The sequence below is a fragment of the uncultured Maricaulis sp. genome, from assembly GCF_963975345.1.
Taxonomy (GTDB): Bacteria; Pseudomonadota; Alphaproteobacteria; order Caulobacterales; family Maricaulaceae; genus Maricaulis.
Map to the genome: position 1 here is coordinate 36,971 of NZ_CAXBGE010000002.1, position 19,678 is coordinate 56,648.

The 19,678-nt window shown below is 63.1% G+C and carries 20 protein-coding genes; 7 read left to right on the forward strand and 13 right to left on the reverse strand.

Annotated elements, in window-relative coordinates; translation table 11 throughout:
• Window positions 1-16: 16 nt before the first annotated feature.
• The 5 genes from AAC029_RS01870 to AAC029_RS01890 all read right to left on the reverse strand — a co-directional run bounded on the left by AAC029_RS01870 (window position 17) and on the right by AAC029_RS01890 (window position 4,055).
• The gene (locus AAC029_RS01870; protein WP_339743355.1) at window positions 17-685 is read right to left on the reverse strand and encodes a CpaD family pilus assembly protein; all 669 of its coding nucleotides are present in this window, start codon (window positions 683-685) and stop codon (window positions 17-19) included.
• Between the two features lie 14 nt (window positions 686-699).
• The gene (locus AAC029_RS01875; protein WP_339743357.1) at window positions 700-2,274 is read right to left on the reverse strand and encodes a type II and III secretion system protein family protein; all 1,575 of its coding nucleotides are present in this window, start codon (window positions 2,272-2,274) and stop codon (window positions 700-702) included.
• A gap of 11 nt (window positions 2,275-2,285) precedes the next feature.
• Window positions 2,286-3,125, reverse strand: coding sequence for a Flp pilus assembly protein CpaB (cpaB, locus tag AAC029_RS01880; protein ID WP_339743359.1), 840 nt, complete (start codon window positions 3,123-3,125; stop codon window positions 2,286-2,288).
• Window positions 3,126-3,241: 116 nt separating this feature from the next.
• The gene (locus AAC029_RS01885) at window positions 3,242-3,739 is read right to left on the reverse strand and encodes a prepilin peptidase (RefSeq protein WP_339743361.1); all 498 of its coding nucleotides are present in this window, start codon (window positions 3,737-3,739) and stop codon (window positions 3,242-3,244) included.
• A 157-nt stretch (window positions 3,740-3,896) separates the two neighbouring features.
• The gene (locus AAC029_RS01890) at window positions 3,897-4,055 is read right to left on the reverse strand and encodes a Flp family type IVb pilin (RefSeq protein ID WP_339743363.1); all 159 of its coding nucleotides are present in this window, start codon (window positions 4,053-4,055) and stop codon (window positions 3,897-3,899) included.
• Between the two features lie 272 nt (window positions 4,056-4,327).
• Between AAC029_RS01890 and AAC029_RS01895 the strand changes: the two genes are divergently transcribed.
• The 3 genes from AAC029_RS01895 to AAC029_RS01905 are packed head-to-tail and all read left to right on the forward strand — an operon-like array spanning window position 4,328 to window position 5,917.
• The gene (locus AAC029_RS01895; protein ID WP_339743365.1) at window positions 4,328-4,780 is read left to right on the forward strand and encodes a pilus assembly protein N-terminal domain-containing protein; all 453 of its coding nucleotides are present in this window, start codon (window positions 4,328-4,330) and stop codon (window positions 4,778-4,780) included.
• A 44-nt stretch (window positions 4,781-4,824) separates the two neighbouring features.
• On the forward strand, window positions 4,825-5,385 hold the full coding sequence (locus tag AAC029_RS01900) for a TadE/TadG family type IV pilus assembly protein (RefSeq protein ID WP_339743367.1): 561 nt from the start codon (window positions 4,825-4,827) through the stop codon (window positions 5,383-5,385).
• The gene (locus AAC029_RS01905; RefSeq protein ID WP_339743369.1) at window positions 5,378-5,917 is read left to right on the forward strand and encodes a TadE/TadG family type IV pilus assembly protein; all 540 of its coding nucleotides are present in this window, start codon (window positions 5,378-5,380) and stop codon (window positions 5,915-5,917) included. The genes AAC029_RS01900 and AAC029_RS01905 overlap by 8 nt, the downstream gene beginning before the upstream one ends.
• Here AAC029_RS01905 and AAC029_RS01910 read toward each other — a convergent pair.
• Window positions 5,914-6,663: a hypothetical protein gene (locus AAC029_RS01910; RefSeq protein WP_339743370.1), complete on the reverse strand. Its 750-nt coding sequence runs from the start codon at window positions 6,661-6,663 to the stop codon at window positions 5,914-5,916. The genes AAC029_RS01905 and AAC029_RS01910 overlap by 4 nt on opposite strands.
• On the reverse strand, window positions 6,660-7,190 hold the full coding sequence (locus AAC029_RS01915) for a sigma-70 family RNA polymerase sigma factor (protein ID WP_339743372.1): 531 nt from the start codon (window positions 7,188-7,190) through the stop codon (window positions 6,660-6,662). Before AAC029_RS01915 ends, AAC029_RS01910 begins: the two co-directional genes overlap by 4 nt.
• A 92-nt stretch (window positions 7,191-7,282) precedes the next feature.
• Here AAC029_RS01915 and AAC029_RS01920 point away from each other — a divergent pair, with 92 nt between their 5' ends.
• The 3 genes from AAC029_RS01920 to AAC029_RS01930 all read left to right on the forward strand — a co-directional run bounded on the left by AAC029_RS01920 (window position 7,283) and on the right by AAC029_RS01930 (window position 10,057).
• A complete protein-coding gene (locus AAC029_RS01920) occupies window positions 7,283-8,563 on the forward strand; it encodes a S8 family serine peptidase (RefSeq protein ID WP_339743374.1) in 1,281 nt (426 codons plus the stop codon).
• 102 nt (window positions 8,564-8,665) lie between these two features.
• Window positions 8,666-9,472 (forward strand): hypothetical protein, encoded by an 807-nt coding sequence (locus AAC029_RS01925; RefSeq protein ID WP_339743376.1) that lies wholly within the window; start codon window positions 8,666-8,668, stop codon window positions 9,470-9,472.
• A gap of 42 nt (window positions 9,473-9,514) precedes the next feature.
• Window positions 9,515-10,057, forward strand: a complete 543-nt coding sequence (locus AAC029_RS01930; RefSeq protein WP_339743378.1) for an RT0821/Lpp0805 family surface protein — start codon at window positions 9,515-9,517, stop codon at window positions 10,055-10,057.
• A 49-nt stretch (window positions 10,058-10,106) separates the two neighbouring features.
• Here the strand turns inward: AAC029_RS01930 and AAC029_RS01935 are convergent, their stop codons facing one another.
• The 4 genes from AAC029_RS01935 to AAC029_RS01950 form a co-directional block, all read right to left on the reverse strand.
• Window positions 10,107-10,910: an aminotransferase class IV gene (locus AAC029_RS01935; protein WP_339743380.1), complete on the reverse strand. Its 804-nt coding sequence runs from the start codon at window positions 10,908-10,910 to the stop codon at window positions 10,107-10,109.
• On the reverse strand, window positions 10,907-12,211 hold the full coding sequence (pabB, locus tag AAC029_RS01940) for an aminodeoxychorismate synthase component I (RefSeq protein ID WP_339743382.1): 1,305 nt from the start codon (window positions 12,209-12,211) through the stop codon (window positions 10,907-10,909). Before pabB ends, AAC029_RS01935 begins: the two co-directional genes overlap by 4 nt.
• Window positions 12,208-12,978 carry a tyrosine-protein phosphatase gene (locus AAC029_RS01945; RefSeq protein ID WP_339743384.1) on the reverse strand — a complete coding sequence of 257 codons (771 nt, stop codon included), beginning with the start codon at window positions 12,976-12,978 and terminating at the stop codon, window positions 12,208-12,210. The genes pabB and AAC029_RS01945 overlap by 4 nt, the downstream gene beginning before the upstream one ends.
• Window positions 12,979-13,047: 69 nt before the next feature.
• Window positions 13,048-14,511, reverse strand: a complete 1,464-nt coding sequence (locus tag AAC029_RS01950) for an AMP nucleosidase (RefSeq protein WP_339743386.1) — start codon at window positions 14,509-14,511, stop codon at window positions 13,048-13,050.
• Between the two features lie 155 nt (window positions 14,512-14,666).
• On the opposite strand from AAC029_RS01950, the gene AAC029_RS01955 reads away from it, so the two are divergent.
• Complete coding sequence (locus AAC029_RS01955; protein WP_339743388.1) at window positions 14,667-17,294, forward strand: bifunctional aspartate kinase/diaminopimelate decarboxylase; 2,628 nt, start codon at window positions 14,667-14,669, stop codon at window positions 17,292-17,294.
• A 381-nt stretch (window positions 17,295-17,675) separates the two neighbouring features.
• On the opposite strand, the gene AAC029_RS01960 is transcribed toward AAC029_RS01955, so the two are convergent.
• A complete protein-coding gene (locus AAC029_RS01960) occupies window positions 17,676-18,707 on the reverse strand; it encodes a ribonucleotide-diphosphate reductase subunit beta (RefSeq protein ID WP_339743390.1) in 1,032 nt (343 codons plus the stop codon).
• Between the two features lie 124 nt (window positions 18,708-18,831).
• On the reverse strand, window positions 18,832-19,650 hold the full coding sequence (locus tag AAC029_RS01965; RefSeq protein ID WP_339743392.1) for a lipid A-modifier LpxR family protein: 819 nt from the start codon (window positions 19,648-19,650) through the stop codon (window positions 18,832-18,834).
• Window positions 19,651-19,678 lie beyond the last annotated feature (28 nt).

Sequence of the window (19,678 nt, forward strand, 5' to 3'; positions counted from 1 at the left end):
TCCTTCCACCCCTGGACTAATTGCCGATAGTGCTAACGGCGCCACTTTCATGGTCGCTGCGTTCGCTGGTTGTTGATTCGCCGGCCCGGTAGCCTTCGAGAACAGTCTGCCGGCGCCCGGCATCCGATGGCCCCATCGTGCGCGGCGCGATCAGATCACGCGGATCGCTGATCATCGCGGCCAGATTGGTCGCCAGCGAACAGCCGAAGCGTTCCGAATGCCGATTGTCGAAATCCGGACGCTGATCTTCCCAGCTCTGCATGCAATCAGGAGCGACGGCGCGATAGCGCGTGAACGAGAAGATCACGGCGGCATTGCCCTGCCGGCGCGCATCATAGGCACCGCCAGCGATCTGCCGCCAGTCGAGGCCTTGCTCATAGAGATAGGTGCGTGATGCGGCGATCACGCCAATCGCGGCGTCTTCATTGGCGGCACCCTGCGGATAGCTGATCACCAACGGGCCATGGCCGCGCACCTTGTACTCGGTGGCGATAGCCGAAAGCATGCCTTGCTGAGCCCAGGTCAGGCCATTATCGCGCGGATCGACAGCCATGTCGGCGCGATAGGTCTCGGCGACCGCTGTCGGTTGCGGCAGGTCGAGACCGACTGGCGTCGTCGAGCAGGCAGCCAGCGTCACCGACCCGAACAGGGCGATCAGCAGGAGTTTGGCGCTGGATTTCAACACGATCAGATACTCCACTATTCAAACAGGAAGCCAATGGGACCATTCCAGGCCCGGTTGCCGGTATCGGCGCCCGGCACGGAATAGATCCGGTTGAGGCGGCCAAACAGATTGGCATCCAACTCATTGGCATTCTGGTATCCGTCCGCAGGCGTCGTCATCGCGGCGGGATTGGTCGGATCGACCAGATAGGGTGTGACCAGGATGACCAATTCAGTCTCATGGTTGAGGAAGTCGCGCGAACGGAACAGCGAGCCGAGGATCGGTACATTGCCGATACCTGGAACCTGGTCGAGATTCTGCCGGGTCTCTTCGCGGATCAGACCCGCCAGGACCAGGCTGCCGCCTGAGGGCAGTTCGACCGTGGTCTCGGTACGGTTGACCGTCAGGCCCGGAATGGTCAAGCCGGGCACGATGACCTGATTGCCGGCGCCGTCAGTGGTGACCGTCTGGTTGAGAACCAACGAGCCCTCGGACGACAATTCGGAAACCTCGGTCGAGATCCGCATGCTGATGCGGCCTTCCGACAGCACGACCGGCGTGAAGCCGAGCCCGACGCCGAACGGCTTGTATTCGATGATGACATTACCGTCGCGGTCGCGGCCGGTCGGGACCGGGAATTCGCCGCCGGCGAGGAAATTGGCTGCTTCGCCGGTGATCGCCGTCAGATTGGGCTCGGCCAAAGTGCGCACCAGCCCGACGCGCTCAAGCGCATTCAGGGTCGCGCCGATCGAGCTCTGCAACACGCCATCGACCATGTTGTTGAGCGTACCGCCCATCAGCAAACCGCCCAGAGCGCGGCCGGCGACGCCATAGCCATTCTGCGTCCCGACATTGGTCGAGCTGCCATAGGAGCCGGCCGAGATCGTGTCGACGACGGGATTGCCATTGGTGTCGAGCACCGGGACGTCGAGGCCATTGAGATTCTGATAGCGCGGCACGCGGACCGGCGGCACGAACTCGCCGAAATTGGTGGTGCCGTTCAAATTGACGCCCAATTGCCGCACGATGGAGCGCTGCATCTCGACAATGCGCACTTTGAGCATCACCTGGTCGCGGCCCTCAACAGTCAACATCGAGAGAATTTGCGCCGGATCATCGACCCAGCGTTGGGCAATGCTCAGCGCCGTATCGGCATCGCTCGCGCTCGGCACAGAGCCGGACAGGACGATATGGTCATTCATCGCTTCGGCCGTGACGCGGGCATTGGGCAGGAAGCGGTTGAGCGATTCCTGCAGTGGGTCGAGATCACGCTCGACGCGCAGATCGAGATCGAGAATGAGTTGGCCATCGGCATCGAAGAAGAAAGCATTGGTCTGCCCAACCCCCATGCCGAGCAGATAGGCGCGACGCGGCGTGCGGATCACGGCCTGCACGATAGCGGGATTGGTCACCAGAACATCGGCCGCATCGACCGGCAGGTTGATCACGGCGGCTTTGTCGAGCGGCAGCAGCAAGCTTTGGGAAACCGGGCCATCACCGGGCGCGCGAATATTGACCTGCATGGTGTTGCCGCGCTCAGTGCCAGGCGCCTGCGCCAGGCCGGGCGCAGTCATCGCCAATGCGGCGAACAGGAACAGGGAGCGGATCATCACCTCAGACCTCAATTATCGTCAGCGAGGGCGACGGTCTGTGAATGTCCGTAACGGATCAGGGTCACATTGCGTTGCCTGGAATTGGAGGATTCGCTGTCGCCAGCGCGGGTCGGCGCTTCGCCGCCATTGAGCAGCACGGGGCCGCCTTCATTATCGAGCAGGCTGCGCAGCACGAGCGTAATATCGCCGCGCGCGATGGCGAGCGAAACGGCTCGCGCCTGATCCGGCGTCAGTTCCAGTGTGGCAGTCTCGCCGACAACATTTTCTGCGCCGTTCTCGCCACCAAACGCTTGGTCGATCGCCAGCACGCGCGCATTTTCAACGATGGTGCGGGCAACATAGGCGCGGGTTGAGCCGCGCTGTCCCTGCACATCTTCCTCAAAGGAAACAATCACATCCACGCGGTCATTCGGCAGGATGAAGCCACCTGCACCGCGTTCGGCGGAAATCGGCACCGCAACGGCGCGCATGCCCGGCGCCAATACGGCAGCCATGAAGCCGGCATCGCCGGGCTGTACCAAGCGGCGGCCGGTGATCGGTTCACTCTCCCCGATTGGGGCACGAACCACGGAACCGGCGAAATCTTCAATACCCTGCCCCTGATTCTCGACGATATAGCCTGGGCTCATCGCCTCGTCGGGCCAGGTTTGCCAATAGAAATCAGCGGCGCTGGCGCGCTCGCCAATCGCCAGATCACGCCGCGCCGCGAGAATGCGTACGACCGGGCGTTGCTCAACCACGACAGGCTCGGGCGCAGCCGGTGTCGTCATCGCCTGACGAACAAAGAATGCGACGGCGATGGCGGCGATCGCTGCAGCGACCAGAATGGCAATACGGACGGCGTTCATAGGACGCTCAAACCTCTCAGGCACACAAATACACCTGTGATGAGACGTCCAATTCCTCAAAGTCGCGTTAATTATTGCGTATCATTGCCGCCTATCATGCAATTTTCCGCCGCGCCCTAGAACGTGACTGCAAAAACCGTAGCCGGCAGGCTCCATATCACCCCACCCGCGATCGCAATCCCGTAGGGGACTGGAGCGCCGGTCGCGAGCGCCGTTCCCGCCAGCTTTTCGGGCGAAACACCCAGTGCAGGCAGAGAAAAGCGGAGCAAAAGCAAAAGCAGGACAAGAGCGCCGCCGACCAATGCCGTATGCGCCAGCAGCACGATGACGCCGGGCCAACCAAACCAGAGCGCGACCGCTGCAAACAATTTCCCGTCGCCGCCACCGATCCATCCGGGCGCAAACAGCGCCATCGCGAACACCAGAGCCAGGACGCCCGCCAGGAGATGATTGCCAAGCTCGGCCCAACCCAGCCCGGCCAGCAAAGCGGCGATCGGAAACAGGGCAATAATGGCGATGGCAGGCCAATTGGGGATGGTGAACCGGGTCGCGTCGCAGAAGCCCGCAAACAGAACCAGGCCGATCAGGGCCAGGCTGGTAATTTGAAGAAGCATATCTGAGTCCCCGTTCGCAACGGGGTGAAACTAGCGCGAGAGCATTAATAGCTGGTTGGCGATATGCAATATATCGACAGTACAGTGACGGCTACGCAAAACAAAGGCCGCCCCTTTCGGAGCGGCCTCGCTTTTACCCGGTATTCTGGGTGCCGGTTTAGATCGCCGCGGTAATCGCGGTGAAATTGCCGGACAGCTCGGTGCCGAGCGCCGTGACAGCGCCGATAATGACAACGGCGATCAGAGCGGCGATGAGGCCGTACTCGATTGCAGTGGCACCAGATTCGTCTTTGAAAAAGCGAGAAATCATCTTCATTTTTTTTACTCCCGTGAAAGTTCCACACCACCAGGAGACGATCCGTCCCGACCCCTCCTGAACGCTGACCAATAGACACGAGAAGAATTTAAGGCCGGTAAATATTCGTGATTAACAAAATCTATATATCAGCGAACCGTGGCTATAGTAAACAAAATGACAATAACGACACCTGTACTATCCATCAAACAATTGCGTCGCCGTTTAGGAAAGATTCAGACGCGCGCGAGATGATGCCCATACACGATCACCCGTGTGGACGGAGTGCCCCCATGATCTGCCGTATCGCATCCATCTTGACTTTCGCCCTCGTATGCAGCGCCCCGGCATCCGCCGAGGATTTGATGCTCGCTGTTGAGCATGCGCAGGTCATCCGCCTTCCTGGCGACGCCTCCACTGTGATCGTCGGCAATCCATCCATCGCCGACGCGCTGGTCCATGATGGCCGCACACTGGTTCTGACCGGCCGGCTGCAAGGGCGCACCAATGTCATTGCAATGGATCGCATCGGACGGGTGATCTATTCGAGCGAAATCGCGGTCACCAATCCGGTTCCCGGTCAGGTCGCGCTCTTCCGTGGTCCCGATCGCACCACCATGTCCTGCGCCGAGACCTGCGATGAAGTGCCCCGCGTCGGTGACGACCCGACACGGGTGACCTGGCTCGACAATCAGCAGGCGGCCCGTCTGGCGACCGCCCAGTCAGCGATTGACGACCCGTCCTGAACCGCATCAGCACGCCGCAAGCCCAATCAACCCGTGGAGCATGAATGATGAGCCGCCTGTCGTCCTCCAAGTCCGGCATGCCGCTGAGCCGCTTGCTGCGCCGCGCCCGGCGTGACCGGTCCGGGGCGACAGCAGTTGAGTTTGCCCTCATTGCTGCACCGTTCTTTTTCCTTTTGTTCGCGATGATCGAAATTGCGGCGGTCTTTTTCACCAGCACTGTGCTGGAGAATGCCGTCCTCGAGACCGGGCGGGAAATCCGCACCGGCCAAGCACAAGCGGCCGGCATGACCAGCGGCGGCTTTCAGAACGAGATCTGCAGGCGCATCGAAGTCGTCGGCAATTGCGACCGGCTTGAATTCGACGTTCGTGTCTTCAGCGGTTTCGATACCGTCGACCAGACCAGCCCGGTCCAAGAAGATGGCTCACTGAACAGCGCCAGCTTCGGCTGGGACCCGGGCGGTGCGGGCGATATCGTGCTGGTGCGTGTTTTCTATCGCTGGTCCTTGCTGACGCCGAATTTCGGCGGCGCCCTGTCAAACATGTCGGGCAATCAGCGGCTGCTTACGGCCGCGACAGTCTTCCGCAACGAGCCCTTCAATGATTAAGGCCCTTAAATCCGGTATCAGGCGCCTGATTGGTGATCGCCGCGGCGCATCAGCGGTAGAGTTCGCGCTGATCGCACCCTTTATGATTCTGCTCTATCTCGGCGCCGTCGAAATCAGCCTCGCACTGTCCATCGACCGTAAAATCACCAGCACCGCCAGCGCCCTCGCCGACCTGGTCGCCCAGGACGATGTCATTACCGATGGCGAGATGGCCGATATCATGACCGCCGGCCGCGTCATCGTCGCGCCCTTCGATACCGGCCCACTGCAGATCCGCATCACCAGCGTGCTGATGAACGGTTCCGACGAAGTCAGAGTCCAATGGAGCGATGCGATCGGTCTCTCGCCCTATGCGGCGGGTGGTTCCGCACCGGTGCCGACTGGCGTGCTCCAGCGCAATCGCTCGGTGATCATGGTTGAAGTCGAGTACCGCTACGACACCATGTTCAGTGAACTCGGCGTCAGTCAGTTCGATATCAGCGAAGTCTTCTATCTGCGCCCGCGCCAATCGATCGTCGTCGCACGGGGTTAGTCTGCAGGGCGCCAACCGCGCGCGATCAGTTCAGCTTCGCCGCTCGAGTCGAGCGGATCGCCAGCGCTGATCCGGTCAATTTCTTCAAGCAAAACTGCGGGGAATGTCGAGCCGGCGGTCCGAATCTCTCCACCACTGGAGACCGGAAGCGAGCCTGTTGAGCGCACTTGCCAGCCAGCATCGTCGCGACAGGCGATCCCGGCGACGCCGCTGGTCGTGAAGCTTCGGCAATAGCTGCCATCTGTGGCCGGAAAGGTCAGAATCATCCGGATCCCGTCGCGACCCGTTGTCCCGGAGGCGTCCCCCGTCAGAGCCGCCTCCAATGGGCCGGCCGCAAACAGACCGTCCGGCGTTGGCTGCAGCAATACCGCACTGGAATCGCGGCCCAGCCATTGGCTGCCGACCAGGGCGCCAATCAACAAGCTCGCGGCGATCGCTGTCAAATTCGTCCACACCGCCCGTCGGTCGTTCACGGCCGGAGCGATGAAGGGCAAAACGCGCGTGTCGCTCTCTGGTTCGAAAGCATCGGCTTGCGCCGGCTGCAATAATGCCATCACGGCGTCGGGCACCGGCGCTTCGAGTTCGGCCTGATAATGATCCGAGACTTGGGCGCGCAATCGCCGGTGCGCATCAACACGACGGACCAGCTCGGGATCAAGCGCCAGCGCCGCCTCGATCTCGCGGCGACGCTTATCGTCCAGTTCGCCATCGGCATAGGCCATCAGGGTTTCATCATCAAACGTCATGACGCGCTGCCTTCCTGCGGGTTGAGCCTGGCTTCCAGTGCGGCGCGGCCCCGTGCCAAACGGCTGGTCAGCGTGCCCATCGGCACATCCATCACGGCGGCGGCCTCGCGGTAAGACAGGCCCTCGACCAGAACCAGGCCGACCGCCAGGCGTTGTTCGTCCGGAAGCGTGTCCATCGCCTGCTCGACCGACATGGCGCGCAGCCGCTTTTCGAAATGTGGATCCTCGGCTCCGACATGTTCGCCGGCCGATTCCGGCGCGAACACATCAGTCCTGCGCGTGCGGGCGCGAATTTCATCGATCCAGATATTCTTCATGATCCGGTACATCCAGCTATCCAGGCGCGTGCCGGGCGTCCATTGTTCCTGCTTCACGAGCGCACGCTCGACCGTCAGCTGCAGCAAGTCGTCCGCGTCGGCTGCGTCACGCGTCAACGAGCGTGCGAACAGGCGCAGTCGGGGCAGCAGGGCGATGATCTCATCACGTACCGCCTGCCGGGCGTGGCTATCGGGCGAATTGGCGGCCATGTCCTGATCCGATAACGTTAGGAAGAAACTGTTTCTTCCATTCGTTGAAACATAAAGCAGCGTGACACGGAAACGAACAGAAAGTCAGCGCCATGCGTTCGATACTGATACTGGCCAGTCTGATTATCACATTGCTGGCTGAGCCCGCTCCGGCACAGCTGCCGGTTCCGCTCGATGTTCCAGACATCAGCACCGGCCGACTCGGTGACCAGCTGCGTGACAGGGTGCAACAGACCGATCGTTCTTTGCGGCGTGTCCGGCGCGATACGCTCGACCAGTTATTGCGCGCCAATCCGCGACGGCTGGAACGCGGCCCGGGCCGCACGGTGATCCTGCGCAGCCAGATCACCGCCGTCGCACCGTCCACTGAGGTCCTGACCCAAATCCTCGCGGCTGGCTTTTCTCTCCTGAGCCAGCGCGAATTGTCCGGGCTCGGCGTCAACATGCTGGTACTGAACGCGCCACCCGCCCTGTCGACCCGGCGGGCGCTGGATCTGGTGCGCCGGCTGGATCCCGGCGGTGTGTATGACTTCAATCATCTCTACTCGCAGTCAGGCACCGGCCTTGCGGCTGCCGCAACAACCGATCCGGCCCCGTCCAGCGCGGCGGGCCAATACCGGATCGGGCTGATCGACACCGGCATCGACACCCACCATCCGGACTTCGCGGGGGGAGAGATTCTCACCCGCGCCTTCGAGGGCCAAACCTATTCACCGGCACCACACGGTACCGAGATCGCCTCGCTGCTGGTCGGCCGGTCTGATCGGCTGGGCGCCGTTCTACCCGGTGCCACCCTGCTCTCGGCCGACATCTATGGTGGCGACCCGACCGGCGGCAGTGTTTCGACACTGCTGGCGGCGCTTGGCTGGATGGCCGAGGAACACGTCGCGGTGATCAATATCAGCTTGGTCGGTCCGGATAATCGCGTGCTCGCCCGCATCGTCGCGATGATGGTCGCCCGCGGCCATATCCTGGTCGCCGCCGTCGGCAATGACGGCCCCGCCGCAAACCCGCTCTATCCCGCCGCCTATCCCGGCGTTGTCGGGGTTACCGGTGTCGATGCGCGCGGCCGTGTTCTGCCAGAGGCGTGTCGAGGCGATCATGTCGATATCGCTGCTCCGGGCATTCGCCGATATGCCGCTGAACCGGGCGGCGGCGACGTCGCGGTACGCGGTACCTCCTTCGCCGCCCCCTACGTGACCGGTCTGCTGGCCGCGCAAATATCCCGTCCTGATCCGCAAGCAGCGGCACGTGCCATCGAGGCTCTGCTGGCCAGCGCCGAGGATCGGGGCCGACGCGGCCGGGACCGGACTTACGGTGCCGGCACGATTGGCCTGGCACAGATTTCGGCGGCGGAAACAGCGTCGCGCTGAAATAATTCATACCGGCCGGGAAGAAAACCCGGCTGCCCCTCGTTGTCCCTTATGTGGCCCGGTCAATCACCGGGCCGAAGGTCAAACAAGAGGGGAATTGCCATGAAAACCGCGATGATTGCCATGCTGCCGGCCCTGCTTCTGTGCAGCGCCGCCCAAGCCCAGCTCGGAGGTGTCACCGGCACAGCCGGTTCCGCCGTCGAGCAAGCGCGCGATCCGGCATTGGCCGAACAAATTGGCCAAACCGGAACCGACCTCAACACATCCCGCTTCGGCGGACCGCGCAGCCGGATCGAAACACTAAGAGCTCGCCAGGCGGAACGCGCTGCGCGCCGCGCAAGCGAGGCCGCAGCCGTCGAAGCCGAAAGCCAGGCTCGCATTCAGAGTCAGTCGGCAACCGAGGCCGGCATAGTCCGCGCTGAAAGCGTCGCAGGCGCACGCAGCGAAACGGCGCAAACGGCCCGGACGGCTGAAACAGTCAATGCCGAGGCGTCTGGCGAGACAAGCCTGGAGGCGGCCGTCCGCCAACAGCTCGCCGAAATCCAGGCGCGTTCGACACCAACGCCGCAGCTGGCCCTGGCCCCGTCTGCCCGGTTGACAACGACCGCACCGGCTCCTGCCCGTGTCACCTATGTTAATCGCTCGGGTCCGCCGGCGAGCGGGTATCGCACCACTCACCGTGAGACCGTGATCGTGCATGACCCGCAGACCACCGCACGAACACAGCCAAACCAGGCAGCTGCGGCAGAAATCCGCTTCGAACCGCAAACGCCGCCTGCGGCAGCGTCGAGCCGGTCCACCAGTGGACAAGATTCCACCAGCGTCTGGCCGGTCATCATTGCCGGTCTACTGATCGCGCTGCTGCTTGGCCTCACACACCGGTTCGGCCAAGGCCGACGCACGGCCTGACCTGCACCATCTTGTTTATCTGCATCATTTCAGGAGGACGATATGAAACGCTCACTCTTAGCCTGTGCCCTCGCCGCCGCGACTGTCAGCCTCGGCTCGGCAGTCCCGGCCGACGCCCAAGGCCTGGGCCTTCTGCTCGAACAGCGACAGGAGACCCGGCATCACGACGCGCGCCACAGCTTTCACCCGCATTATTACGAACGCGGTTATGATCGCCAGCGCTTCACCTATTATCCGCCCGCCTGCGAGCGGCGGACCAGCGGGCTTGGCCTTGGTCTTGGCTTGGGCGGCGTCGCACAAGTCGATGCTTCACTCGGCCGCAGCTGGTCGCAATGCGATCGCGACCAGTTCAGCTACGCCTATGAAGACGCTTATCGCGGCAATCATGCGAGCTATTGGCAGAACCCGGAGACCGGGCGACGCGGCACGATCCGGCCCCACGATCATTACCGTTCGCGCGGCCGCGACTGCCTGTCGGGTGAAGCGGAGACGTTTGACGCCGACGGCGATTACCAGCGCTTCGGATTTGAATCCTGCCGCGACGGCTCCGGCCAGTGGCAGTTCGAACGCCGCAGCAACCGGTAGACCAGCGCCCTGACCGCACGCTCCCCTGTGCGGTCAGGGCCTGTTTCGCTCAGGCCTCGCCCAACAAGGCTGCCACCTCAGCGGGGAGCCTGCCATCTCGTCCGATGTGCCGCCCATCAAGCTGACTCACCCGCACCGCCCCCATCAGAGCATTGGTCACAAAAACACACCGCGCATCAGCCAATTCGCTCACGGCGAACCGGCCCTGTTCGACCTCCAGCCCTGCGATCAACGCTGCCCGCACCGTGCCCGGCAGAACCGCGCAATCCAGCAACGGCGTGAACAGGCGGCCATCGCGCCGCCAGAACAGATTGGCGCAATCAGCGCCGGAGAGATTGTCCTCAGTATCGAGCAAGAGCGCCATATCGGCGCCGGCCGCGCGAGCCTCACGTCGCGCCATGACATTATCAATATAGCTCAACGTCTTGTGCCGGGCCGCAATGCTGGTGGCGGAACGCCGCAGCGTGCTCGTCGCCAAGGTAATGGCGGCCGGCGGGGTGGCCAGCGGGGCGGTCGTGATCAGGCAGGACGGCATCGTCGCTACGGGCCGGGCGAGGCCGCGCTCGCCAACGCCAGCGGTCAGGGTCAAGCGGATCGCCGCGTCTGACAATCCGTTACGACCGGCCAATTCCTCGATGAGCGGGGCCAGCGTGATCTGATCGAGCGGACAGTCCATCCCCAGCGCGGCGCAGCTCGCGCGCAGGCGCTGCTCATGCGCTGCCAGACGCATCACGCGTCCGCCGGAAAAACGTAGGGTTTCGAACAGCCCGTCGCCGAGCAGCAGGCCGCGATCATTCGGCGCGGCGCCCGCTGCGGCGTCATCAAGCCAATCACCATTCAGCCAGACCGTCATTGCGCCCCCTCCACCGCCCGACGCAGGGCCGAAGCCTTGGTCAGGGTTTCCTCATATTCGGCCTGCGGGTCGGAATCGGCAACAATACCGCCGCCGGAGCGGATCGTGGCGTGCCAGACACCGTCTTCCACCCGCATGGCGGCGGTGCGGATCATCACATTGAGGTCCATATCGCCGGCCTCGGAGATCCAGCCGAGCGCGCCACAATAGGGCCCGCGCGATTCGCCTTCCAGCTCGGCAATGATCTGCATTGCCCGCACTTTCGGAGCACCGGTGATCGAGCCGGGCGGAAAGCTGGCGGTGACCAGGTCAAACACGTCCTGGCCGGCGGCCAGTTCGCCCTCCACGACCGAGACAAGGTGATGGACATTGGCGTAGCTTTCCACGGCGCACAGCACCGGCACCCGCACGGAACCGGAGGCACAGACGCGCGAAATATCATTGCGCATCAGATCGACAATCATCAGGTTTTCAGCGCGGTCCTTGGCGCTGGCGGCGAGCTCGCTGGCCAGAGCCGCATCCTCCACCGGATCCACCGAGCGCTTGCGCGTGCCCTTGATCGGGCGCGCTTCGACCTGGCCGGCGCGCACGGAGACAAATCGTTCCGGCGAATTGGTCAGGATCACATGGGTCGCGTCGAGGCGGAAATAGGCGGCGTGCGGTGCCGGGCTGGCGCGGCACAGCCGTTCAAACACCGCATAGGGCTCGTCACCCTGGGCCAGTTCGGCTTCGAAGGCCTGCGAAAGATTGACCTGGAAGACATCGCCGGCATGAACATAGTCGCGCGCGCGGCTGGCGGCGGCGAGATAGCGTGTCGGCGACCAGCGGCCTGACCAGCGCGCCGGGCCTGCAGGCGCCATCGGGTTCGCGGGCACCGGAGCGCGCTCCAGCAGATCGGCAAGGCGGGTCATCAAGTCCGGGTCACGCCCCCGCACCGTCAATTTGCCGGCCGCTTGGTCAAACTCGGCCCAGACCGGATAGCGCGCAAAGGCCAGCGCCGGCCAACGGGCCGGGCGTGTGGGTAGAGCCTCAAAGACCGAGGCGAGATCATAGCCAAACAGGCCGGCCAGCATGCCCTCGGCTTCGGGGGTGCGAAAGGCCGCCTGCAGGGCTTCGAACCCGGACCGCGAACCGTCGTCGAAAACCTGTGACGGCCAAGCGAAAATCCGCGCTCGTCCACTGCGTCCGTCATGCAGGAGCAGAGCCCTGTCCTCACCCGCCAGCGGCGCGAAGGCCACGATCGGGTCGCGCCAGGGTCGCACGATCTCCAGCAAGGGCCGGGCCTGCGGCAAAGGGCTCATCGCTCCAGCCAACGCTCCCGCAGCGCCGCACGCTCTTCATCTGTGATGCCGAGCACATCGCGCAGATAGCGATCGCGATCACCAATCGTCGCGAGAGCCGTCGTCAGCAAATCGGCATCGACTCCGAGAAAGGCCCGCATCACCTCATCAGGCATGACATGGCCGTAAGCGGCTTGCAGGCGCTCACGCACCATCGGCACCAGACTGTCGAAATCCACCGCCGTATTGGTCAGCAGGTAATCCTCGACAATCTCGTCCTGGCTGACGCCAAGCTCCTCGAGTACCAGTGCGCAGAAGATCCCGGTCCGGTCCTTGCCGGCCGCGCAGTGCACCAGGAAGCCGCTATCGGCCTCGCCCGAGGCCAAAGCCCTGAAGCCTTCGCGGAACACTGACTGATTGCCCTTTTCCATCGGGATGCGGCGATAGGCGCTTTGCATATAGCCGCGCACGGCCTCGAGCGAATGATCGCCAGTACGCAGGAATTTGAGATGCGGTGGCTCGCCATCATCATCGGCGTCGGATGAAATCACCCGCAACGCATGATCCATTGGCCAGACAGAGGGCTCTGCGTTGCGTTCGCGCGGACGGCGCAGATCGGCGATAACCGAAATCCCCAAAGCGCGCACCAGCTCGCGATCAGTCTCGCTGGAGCGCGCGAAATGGCCGGAGCGATAAAGCCCGGCCCGCACGCGTGCGCCGTCTGCGGCCTCATAACCGTGGAAATGGCGAAAATTATGGACGCCGTCGAGCGATTGGATCCGTGTCATGGCTTGGAGGTACGCAATCGCGGGCAGCGCGGCAAGACATGACGGCGACAATCTTTACACGCTGACGCCCTAGCGGAAGGGTGGCTCATCGAAACTTCGCAGCTTGCGCGAATGCAGTGCCGCGCCGCGATCCCGCTTGAGGATCTCGACCGTCTCAATGCCGGCGGCCAAATGTTCCGACACCGAGCGCTGATAGAACAGATTGGCGGCGCCGGGCAGTTTCAACTCGCCATGCAGAGGCTTGTCGGAAACGCAGAGCAAAGTGCCATAGGGCACGCGCAGGCGCAGGCCATTGGCGGCAATCGTCGCCGATTCCATATCGACGGCGATGGCGCGCGACTGGTTGATCCGCCGCGCCTGGGCGGCATAGCGCAATTCCCAATTCCGGTCCGCGAAAGTCGCGACGGTGCCGGTGCGCAGGCGTGCTTTTAGCGCTTCGCCCTTATCGCCGCTGACGCGGGCAACGGCACTGGCCAGCGCGATCTGGATCTCGGCAATCGGCGGCACCGGCACTTCGATCGGCAGGTCTTCGTCGAGCACGCCGTCATAACGCAGATAGGCGTGGGCCAACACGTAATCGCCTAGACGCTGGGAATGACGCAGCCCGCCGCAATGGCCGATCATCAGCCAGCATTGCGGCCGCAGCACAGCGAGATGGTCGGTGATGGTTTTCGCATTCGACGGACCCACCCCGATATTGACCAGGGTGATGCCGCGGCCGCCCGGTGCCTTGAGGTGGTAGGCCGGCATCTGGAAGCGCCGCCAGGGCGCGCCCTCGACGACGGCGTGGGCATTGGGCGTCTCCGCATCGACTTCGACAAAGCCGGCGGCGGAGAAGGACTCATAATGATTATCCTCCTTCAGCTGCCGGATCGCCCAAGCCGTGAAGGCATCGACATAGCGGTGATAATTGGTGAAGAGGATGAATTGCTGCGCATCCTCATAGGGTGTGCCGGTATAGTGGCGCAGCCGCTGCAGTGAAAAATCGACGCGCGGCGCGGCAAACAGGCTCAGCGGCCGCACCTCGCCCGGGGTTGATGGGCTGAGGCCATTGGGCAGATCATCATTGACCTTGCTCAGATCGGCATAGGGGAAATGGCTGACCAGTTCGGCCGGGCTGGCCGCATCCATGTCGAGATGATCGGTATCATCGAGCGCGTAGGAAAACGGCATTTCAACCGACGACAAACCGGTCTCGATCGTGATCTCATACTCGTCACTGAGCAGGGTCAATTGTTCGATCAGATAGTCGCGGAACAGTTCGGGATGGGTGATCGAAATGGCGTAAACGCCGGTATCCGTAAACTTTCCGAACGCCCGGCTGACCGGCGGCGGCGGGCCGTCCGGCAAATAGGTCACCCGCAATTCGGGATAGGCGAAAGCACCGGCGGCACGGGCTTCAGGACTGGGTGGAGGACCGCCATCGAGGAAGGCTTTGAGGGCGGTCTGGAGACGCACAACGGAGGCCTGGTACAGCACAACAAGCTGATCAACGGCGTCGGAAGGCGAATTCGCGATCTGAAAAGGCATCATCGCCAGTCTCTTGCACGAATCTCAGCAAGGGTAAACGCGAAACTCCCGGATGCAGGCATAACCCGCGAGGTGCAGGTTGATAGCCAACTATCCATTGGCCGCAAGCCACCAAGCCTGTAAGGAGCCGGGCGCCCTCAAACGGGCAGGAGACAATGATGGATAACGCACAAAACTGGATCGTTCTGAAATTCGGCGGCACCAGCGTCAAGTCGCTGGCCAATTGGCGCGTGATATCCAAACGCATTCAAACCCTTCGCTCGGAGGGCAAGCGCGTCTTCGTGGTCCATAGCGCGCTGGCCGGCATCTCCAACCAGCTCGAAGCGCTCATGTCGGCGGCCATGGCGGGCCAGGGCGAGGCGGAACTCGCGGCGATTAAAGCTCAGCATATCGAGCTCGCGGAAGAACTGGGCCTCGATGGCGAAACCGTGCTGGCGCCCTTCTTCGCCGAACTGATGCAGCTGCGCGCCGGACTGGCCTTGACCGGCGATGCCTCGCCGCGCTCGCGCGCCCGCATCATGGCGCAGGGCGAGCTGATGGCGACGAGCCTCAGCGCCGCCTGGCTCAATCAGACCGGCCTCGCATGCCAGTGGCTCGACGCGCGCGATCTGCTGACCAGCCGCACCGGCGGCGCGGTCAGCGGGTATCTCAGCGCGGACTGCAGCTATGCCCCTGACGCCGATCTGCATCATCGACTCGATGATGCAGCGTCCAGCGTCACCCTCACGCAAGGCTTCATTGCCCGCCGCCCCGATGGTGATACCGCCCTGCTCGGCCGCGGCGGCTCGGACACGTCGGCCGCCTATTTCGCGGCCAAGCTCGGCGCCGAGCGGCTGGAAATATGGACCGATGTCCCCGGCTTCTTCTCCGCCGATCCGCGCCTGACTGGTGCAGCGCGCCAGATCAAGGCGCTGAGCTATGACGAAGCCCAGGAAATCGCCTCGATGGGCGGCTCGGTGCTGCATCCGCGCGCCATCGCGCCGGTACGCAAGGCCGGGATCGAAATGCAGGTGCTGTGCACCCACCGCCCGGAGATGAGCGGCACGAAAATCAGCGCCAGCCCGTCCGAGGACGCCCCGCGCCTGAAGGCCGTCTCCGTCAAGTTCGGCGTCCGCCTGATCACGCTCGAGAGCGATGGCATGTGGCATGCGGCCGGCTTCCTCGCCAGCGCGTTTGAGCCCTTCGCCCGCCATGGCGTCTCGATCGATCTGGTCTCAACCTCACAGACCTCCGTCACGGTCTCGCTTGATGCCGATCCGAGCCTCACCCCGGCCGTACTGGCCGCGCTCCAGAACGAGCTGGCCACCATCGCCCGGGTGGAGATGATCGAGAATTGCGCCGCCGTTTCCATGGTCGGGCGCGGCGTGCGCGCCCTGCTGTCCCAACTGGGGCCGGCAATGGAGGCCTTTGCCCATTATCCCGTCCGCCTGATCAGCCAGGCCGCGAATGATCTCAACCTCACAGTCGTCGTCGATGAGGACCAGGGCAAGCCGCTCTGCCGCCGTCTGCATGACCAGCTGATCCAGCCCAAACCGCTCGACCCGACCTTCGGCCCGAGCTGGCGCGAGATCGGTCAGAGTGATGCCGTCACCGGCGCGGCCGGCCCGGCCGCCTGGTGGCGCACAAAACGCGACGCCCTGCTGGCGCTCTGCCCAGCCGATGCGCCGCTCTATGTCTATGATCTGGAAACCGTCAAGGCGCGCGCCGGGGCCGTTGCCGGCCTGCCGCATCTGGACCGCGGCTGGTATGCGATGAAGGCCAATGGCCATCCGGATGTTATCCGCACCGCGGTGGCCGCCGGACTCGGCGTGGAGTGCGTCTCGATTGGCGAAGTGCATGCAGCGATGGCCGCCATGCCCGGCCTGCCGGTGGACCGCATCCTGTTCACGCCGAATTTCGCGCCGCGCGGTGAATATGCCGAGGCGATCGATCTGGGCATTCACCTCACCCTCGACGGGCTGCACCCGCTGCGACACTGGCCGGAGATTTTCACCGGCTCCGAGATCACGCTGCGCATCAATCCCCAGCGTCCCGAGGGCCATCACAAACATGTCCGCACTGCCGGGCCCGACGCGAAATTCGGCCTGCATGCTGACGAATTGCCCGAGGGCATCGAGCTTGCGGCGAAGGCCGGGGCGACAATCATCGGCCTGCACGTGCATTCGGGCAGCGGCATCAGCGATCCCGATCACTGGCGCCGCGTCGGCGTCTTCCTGGCGGAGACGGCGCGCGCCTTGCCCGATGTGCGGATTCTCGATCTCGGCGGCGGTCTCGGAGTTGATGAGGCGTCGGGCGCGCGCCGCATCGATATGGACGCGCTTGGCGCCGTGCTGACCGATCTCCACACCGCCTTCCCACAATACAGCCTTTGGCTCGAGCCGGGCCGCTTCATCATCGCCGAGGCCGGCGTATTGCTGGCCCGCGTCACCCAGCTGAAACAGACGCCCGATGCGCGCTTTGTCGGCATCAATGCCGGCATGAACAGCCTGATCCGCCCCGCGCTCTACGGCGCAAGACACGAGATCTTCAACCTGACGAGGCTTGAGGGTTCACCGGCCTATGTCGCGGATATCGTCGGCCCGATCTGCGAAACCGCCGACCGCATGGGCGCCCAGCGTCTGTTGCCGGAGACATTCGAAGGCGATGTCTTCCTCATCGCCAATGGTGGCGCCTACGGGCGGGTGATGGCGTCGAACTATAATATGCGCGAGCCGGCCGCCGAGGCGGTGATCCAGGCGGGACACTCACCCGCTGACGCGGAACCTTGTCCCCGGTCAGCGTTGTGAATTCACACGTTGAGACAGTGCCTTGCGCCTTGGTAGCCAAAGCTTATCCCCGCCCCGGTGAGCCACGCCCATAATAGCCCCACGTTTCGCCCCGACCGGTGCACAGGAAAGGACGAACGGGTGGCGCCGGGCCGGCCGCGATCAGGCCGCCCTCAATTGGCTCGAATGAGCCGGGCTTCACCGGGTTGTGGACGGTCCGCAGGGATCACTACCCCCGCATACAAACGCAGACTTCCCGACGGATCGTCCGCAATGCCCTACCCACACCGGGACATGATCCGGCCTCAACGAGGCCGGTGCGTGTCCCGTTTCGCGTGGTGAGCGCACACCCACCTAGTGGGGACACGCACCCGCTGACGCGGGAGCATGTCCCCGGTTGATCTACTCCGCCGGCTCGACCTTCTTCGTCTTGCCCTGATCAAACATCGACCAGACGCCGTCATCGCCGTGCCAGTCGCCCTTGGTGGCGCCCTTGGAATATTCCGTGGCGCGGGCTTCGAAGAAATTGGCGTGTTCGACGCCGTTGAGGATTTCCGACAGCCAGGGCAGCGGGTGTTTCTCGATATTGTAGATTTTCGGCAGGCCGAGCTGGCCCAGACGCCAGTCGGCGATATAGCGGATATAGGTCTTGATATCGTCCGGGGTCATGCCCTCGACTTCGCCCATTTCGAAGGCGAGTTCGATGAATTTGTCTTCGAGCGCCACGACGGTGCGGCAGCACTCAACGATATCATCCTTGACCTGCTGGCTCAGCGCGCCGGTCTCTTCGGCGAAGGCGTGGAACAGCTTGATCATGCCTTCGCAATGCAGGCTTTCATCGCGGATCGACCAGGTGATGATCTGGCCCATGCCCTTCATCTTGTTGAGGCGCGGGAAATTCATCAACATGGCGAAGGAGGCGAACAGCTGCAGGCCTTCGGTGAAGGCGCCGAACATCGCGACAGTGCGCAGGACGTCCTCGTTGGTCTCGACACCGAATTTTTGCATGAAGTCATGCTTATCGGCCATCGCCTTGTAATCCATGAAGGCAGAGAATTCGCTGTCGGGCATGCCGATCGTCTCGAGCAGAAGCGCATAGGCGGCGATGTGGATCGTCTCCATATTGGAGAAGGCCGACAGCATCATCTTCACTTCGACCGGTTTGAAGACGCGCGCATAGCGCTCCATGTAATTATCGTTCACCTCAATGTCGGACTGGGTGAAAAAGCGGAAGATCTGCGTCAGCAGATTGCGCTCATTATCATTGAGTTTGGTCGCCCAATCCTTGCAGTCTTCACCGAGCGGAACTTCTTCCGGCATCCAGTGAACCTGCTGCTGCTTCTTCCAGAAATCATGTGCCCAGGGATAACGAAACGGCTTGTAGGCATGGCTCAGAGTCATCAAGCCCGGCAGATTTGTGGAATTCTCGGTCATAGCGGCACACCTCAGACAATTGGGAATCGGTTTTGGCCCGACACACAACATATTGCGTCTTAGGTTAGCAAAACGTCTACAGCTAGATGCGGGTTGGACTCAGTTTGACCGGGGAAAACCGAGTCTACCAGCGCCAATTCACCGTCACCGCGCCAAATTCTTCGCTCTCGCGGAATTTGTCGACACCAACGACATAGCGGTAATTGCGCTGGACATAGGCGAGCGAGAGGTCCGCATCGCCAATCCGCATCGCGACGCCGGCTTGGGCATCGCCGATCACTTCGCGCGAGGTCATATAGACGGCGCGATTGAAATCCATCCCCTGGGCCGGATCATACATCAGCGCCCGTCGGTCGGCGCCAGCGAAGACATACCAGCTGGGATAATCATCGGCCAGATAGCGCCCGATCCGTACTTCGGCACCGGCACCGGCGGCCGAGCCATCGGGTCCGACGCTGACGGCTGCACGCGGGGTGAGCGAGACGTCGAGCTGATCGCCCTGACCGCGGGTCTCGAAGGGGCGTTCATAATTAACCGCGACAATGGTTCGCCGCCCGGCCGGATCGACCACAACCGGCGAATGCTCGTCCTGACCGGGGCGCACGCTGCCGAAGCTGGCATCGCGTGAAACATCGTCGAGCAGAGCGATCTGCACTGTACCGGCCGGTCCAAAGTCGAATTGCGCCGCTGGCTGAACCGTCATCGCGGCAAAGGCGTCGTGATCGGCTTGGCTGGAACTGAGCGAAAGTGCTGTCAGGGCGACGCGGGCAGCGGAGGGCGAGAGCGGGCGCACGGCTGGCTGGACTTCAAACTGGCCCTGGATCATCTGGCTGGTTGAGGCCCATTCGGACGCCGCCCGCCCGGGCGCCGTCAGCACATAGCTGGCCCCCGAAAACGCGATAATGCCCGCGCAAAGCAATTGTGATGTCCGTCCCAGACGCATCGCACTCTCCCCAGACGCGATACAAGCA

Excerpts from the sequence above, each read along its gene's own strand:
- AAC029_RS01915 (WP_339743372.1), bottom strand. The coding sequence starts at position 7,190 with ATGGCCGCCAATTCGCCCGATAGCCACGCCCGGCAGGCGGTACGTGAT.
- AAC029_RS01950 (WP_339743386.1), bottom strand. The coding sequence starts at position 14,511 with ATGATGCCTTTTCAGATCGCGAATTCGCCTTCCGACGCCGTTGATCAG.
- AAC029_RS01960 (WP_339743390.1), bottom strand. The coding sequence starts at position 18,707 with ATGACCGAGAATTCCACAAATCTGCCGGGCTTGATGACTCTGAGCCAT.
- AAC029_RS01965 (WP_339743392.1), bottom strand. The coding sequence starts at position 19,650 with ATGCGTCTGGGACGGACATCACAATTGCTTTGCGCGGGCATTATCGCG.
- AAC029_RS01920 (WP_339743374.1), top strand. The coding sequence starts at position 7,283 with ATGCGTTCGATACTGATACTGGCCAGTCTGATTATCACATTGCTGGCT.
- cpaB (WP_339743359.1), bottom strand. The coding sequence starts at position 3,125 with ATGAACGCCGTCCGTATTGCCATTCTGGTCGCTGCAGCGATCGCCGCC.
- AAC029_RS01890 (WP_339743363.1), bottom strand. The coding sequence starts at position 4,055 with ATGAAGATGATTTCTCGCTTTTTCAAAGACGAATCTGGTGCCACTGCA.
- AAC029_RS01955 (WP_339743388.1), top strand. The coding sequence starts at position 14,667 with ATGGATAACGCACAAAACTGGATCGTTCTGAAATTCGGCGGCACCAGC.
- pabB (WP_339743382.1), bottom strand. The coding sequence starts at position 12,211 with ATGAGCCCTTTGCCGCAGGCCCGGCCCTTGCTGGAGATCGTGCGACCC.
- AAC029_RS01935 (WP_339743380.1), bottom strand. The coding sequence starts at position 10,910 with ATGACGGTCTGGCTGAATGGTGATTGGCTTGATGACGCCGCAGCGGGC.
- AAC029_RS01875 (WP_339743357.1), bottom strand. The coding sequence starts at position 2,274 with ATGATCCGCTCCCTGTTCCTGTTCGCCGCATTGGCGATGACTGCGCCC.
- AAC029_RS01885 (WP_339743361.1), bottom strand. The coding sequence starts at position 3,739 with ATGCTTCTTCAAATTACCAGCCTGGCCCTGATCGGCCTGGTTCTGTTT.
- AAC029_RS01910 (WP_339743370.1), bottom strand. The coding sequence starts at position 6,663 with ATGACGTTTGATGATGAAACCCTGATGGCCTATGCCGATGGCGAACTG.
- AAC029_RS01905 (WP_339743369.1), top strand. The coding sequence starts at position 5,378 with ATGATTAAGGCCCTTAAATCCGGTATCAGGCGCCTGATTGGTGATCGC.
- AAC029_RS01925 (WP_339743376.1), top strand. The coding sequence starts at position 8,666 with ATGAAAACCGCGATGATTGCCATGCTGCCGGCCCTGCTTCTGTGCAGC.
- AAC029_RS01930 (WP_339743378.1), top strand. The coding sequence starts at position 9,515 with ATGAAACGCTCACTCTTAGCCTGTGCCCTCGCCGCCGCGACTGTCAGC.
- AAC029_RS01945 (WP_339743384.1), bottom strand. The coding sequence starts at position 12,978 with ATGACACGGATCCAATCGCTCGACGGCGTCCATAATTTTCGCCATTTC.
- AAC029_RS01895 (WP_339743365.1), top strand. The coding sequence starts at position 4,328 with ATGATCTGCCGTATCGCATCCATCTTGACTTTCGCCCTCGTATGCAGC.
- AAC029_RS01900 (WP_339743367.1), top strand. The coding sequence starts at position 4,825 with ATGATGAGCCGCCTGTCGTCCTCCAAGTCCGGCATGCCGCTGAGCCGC.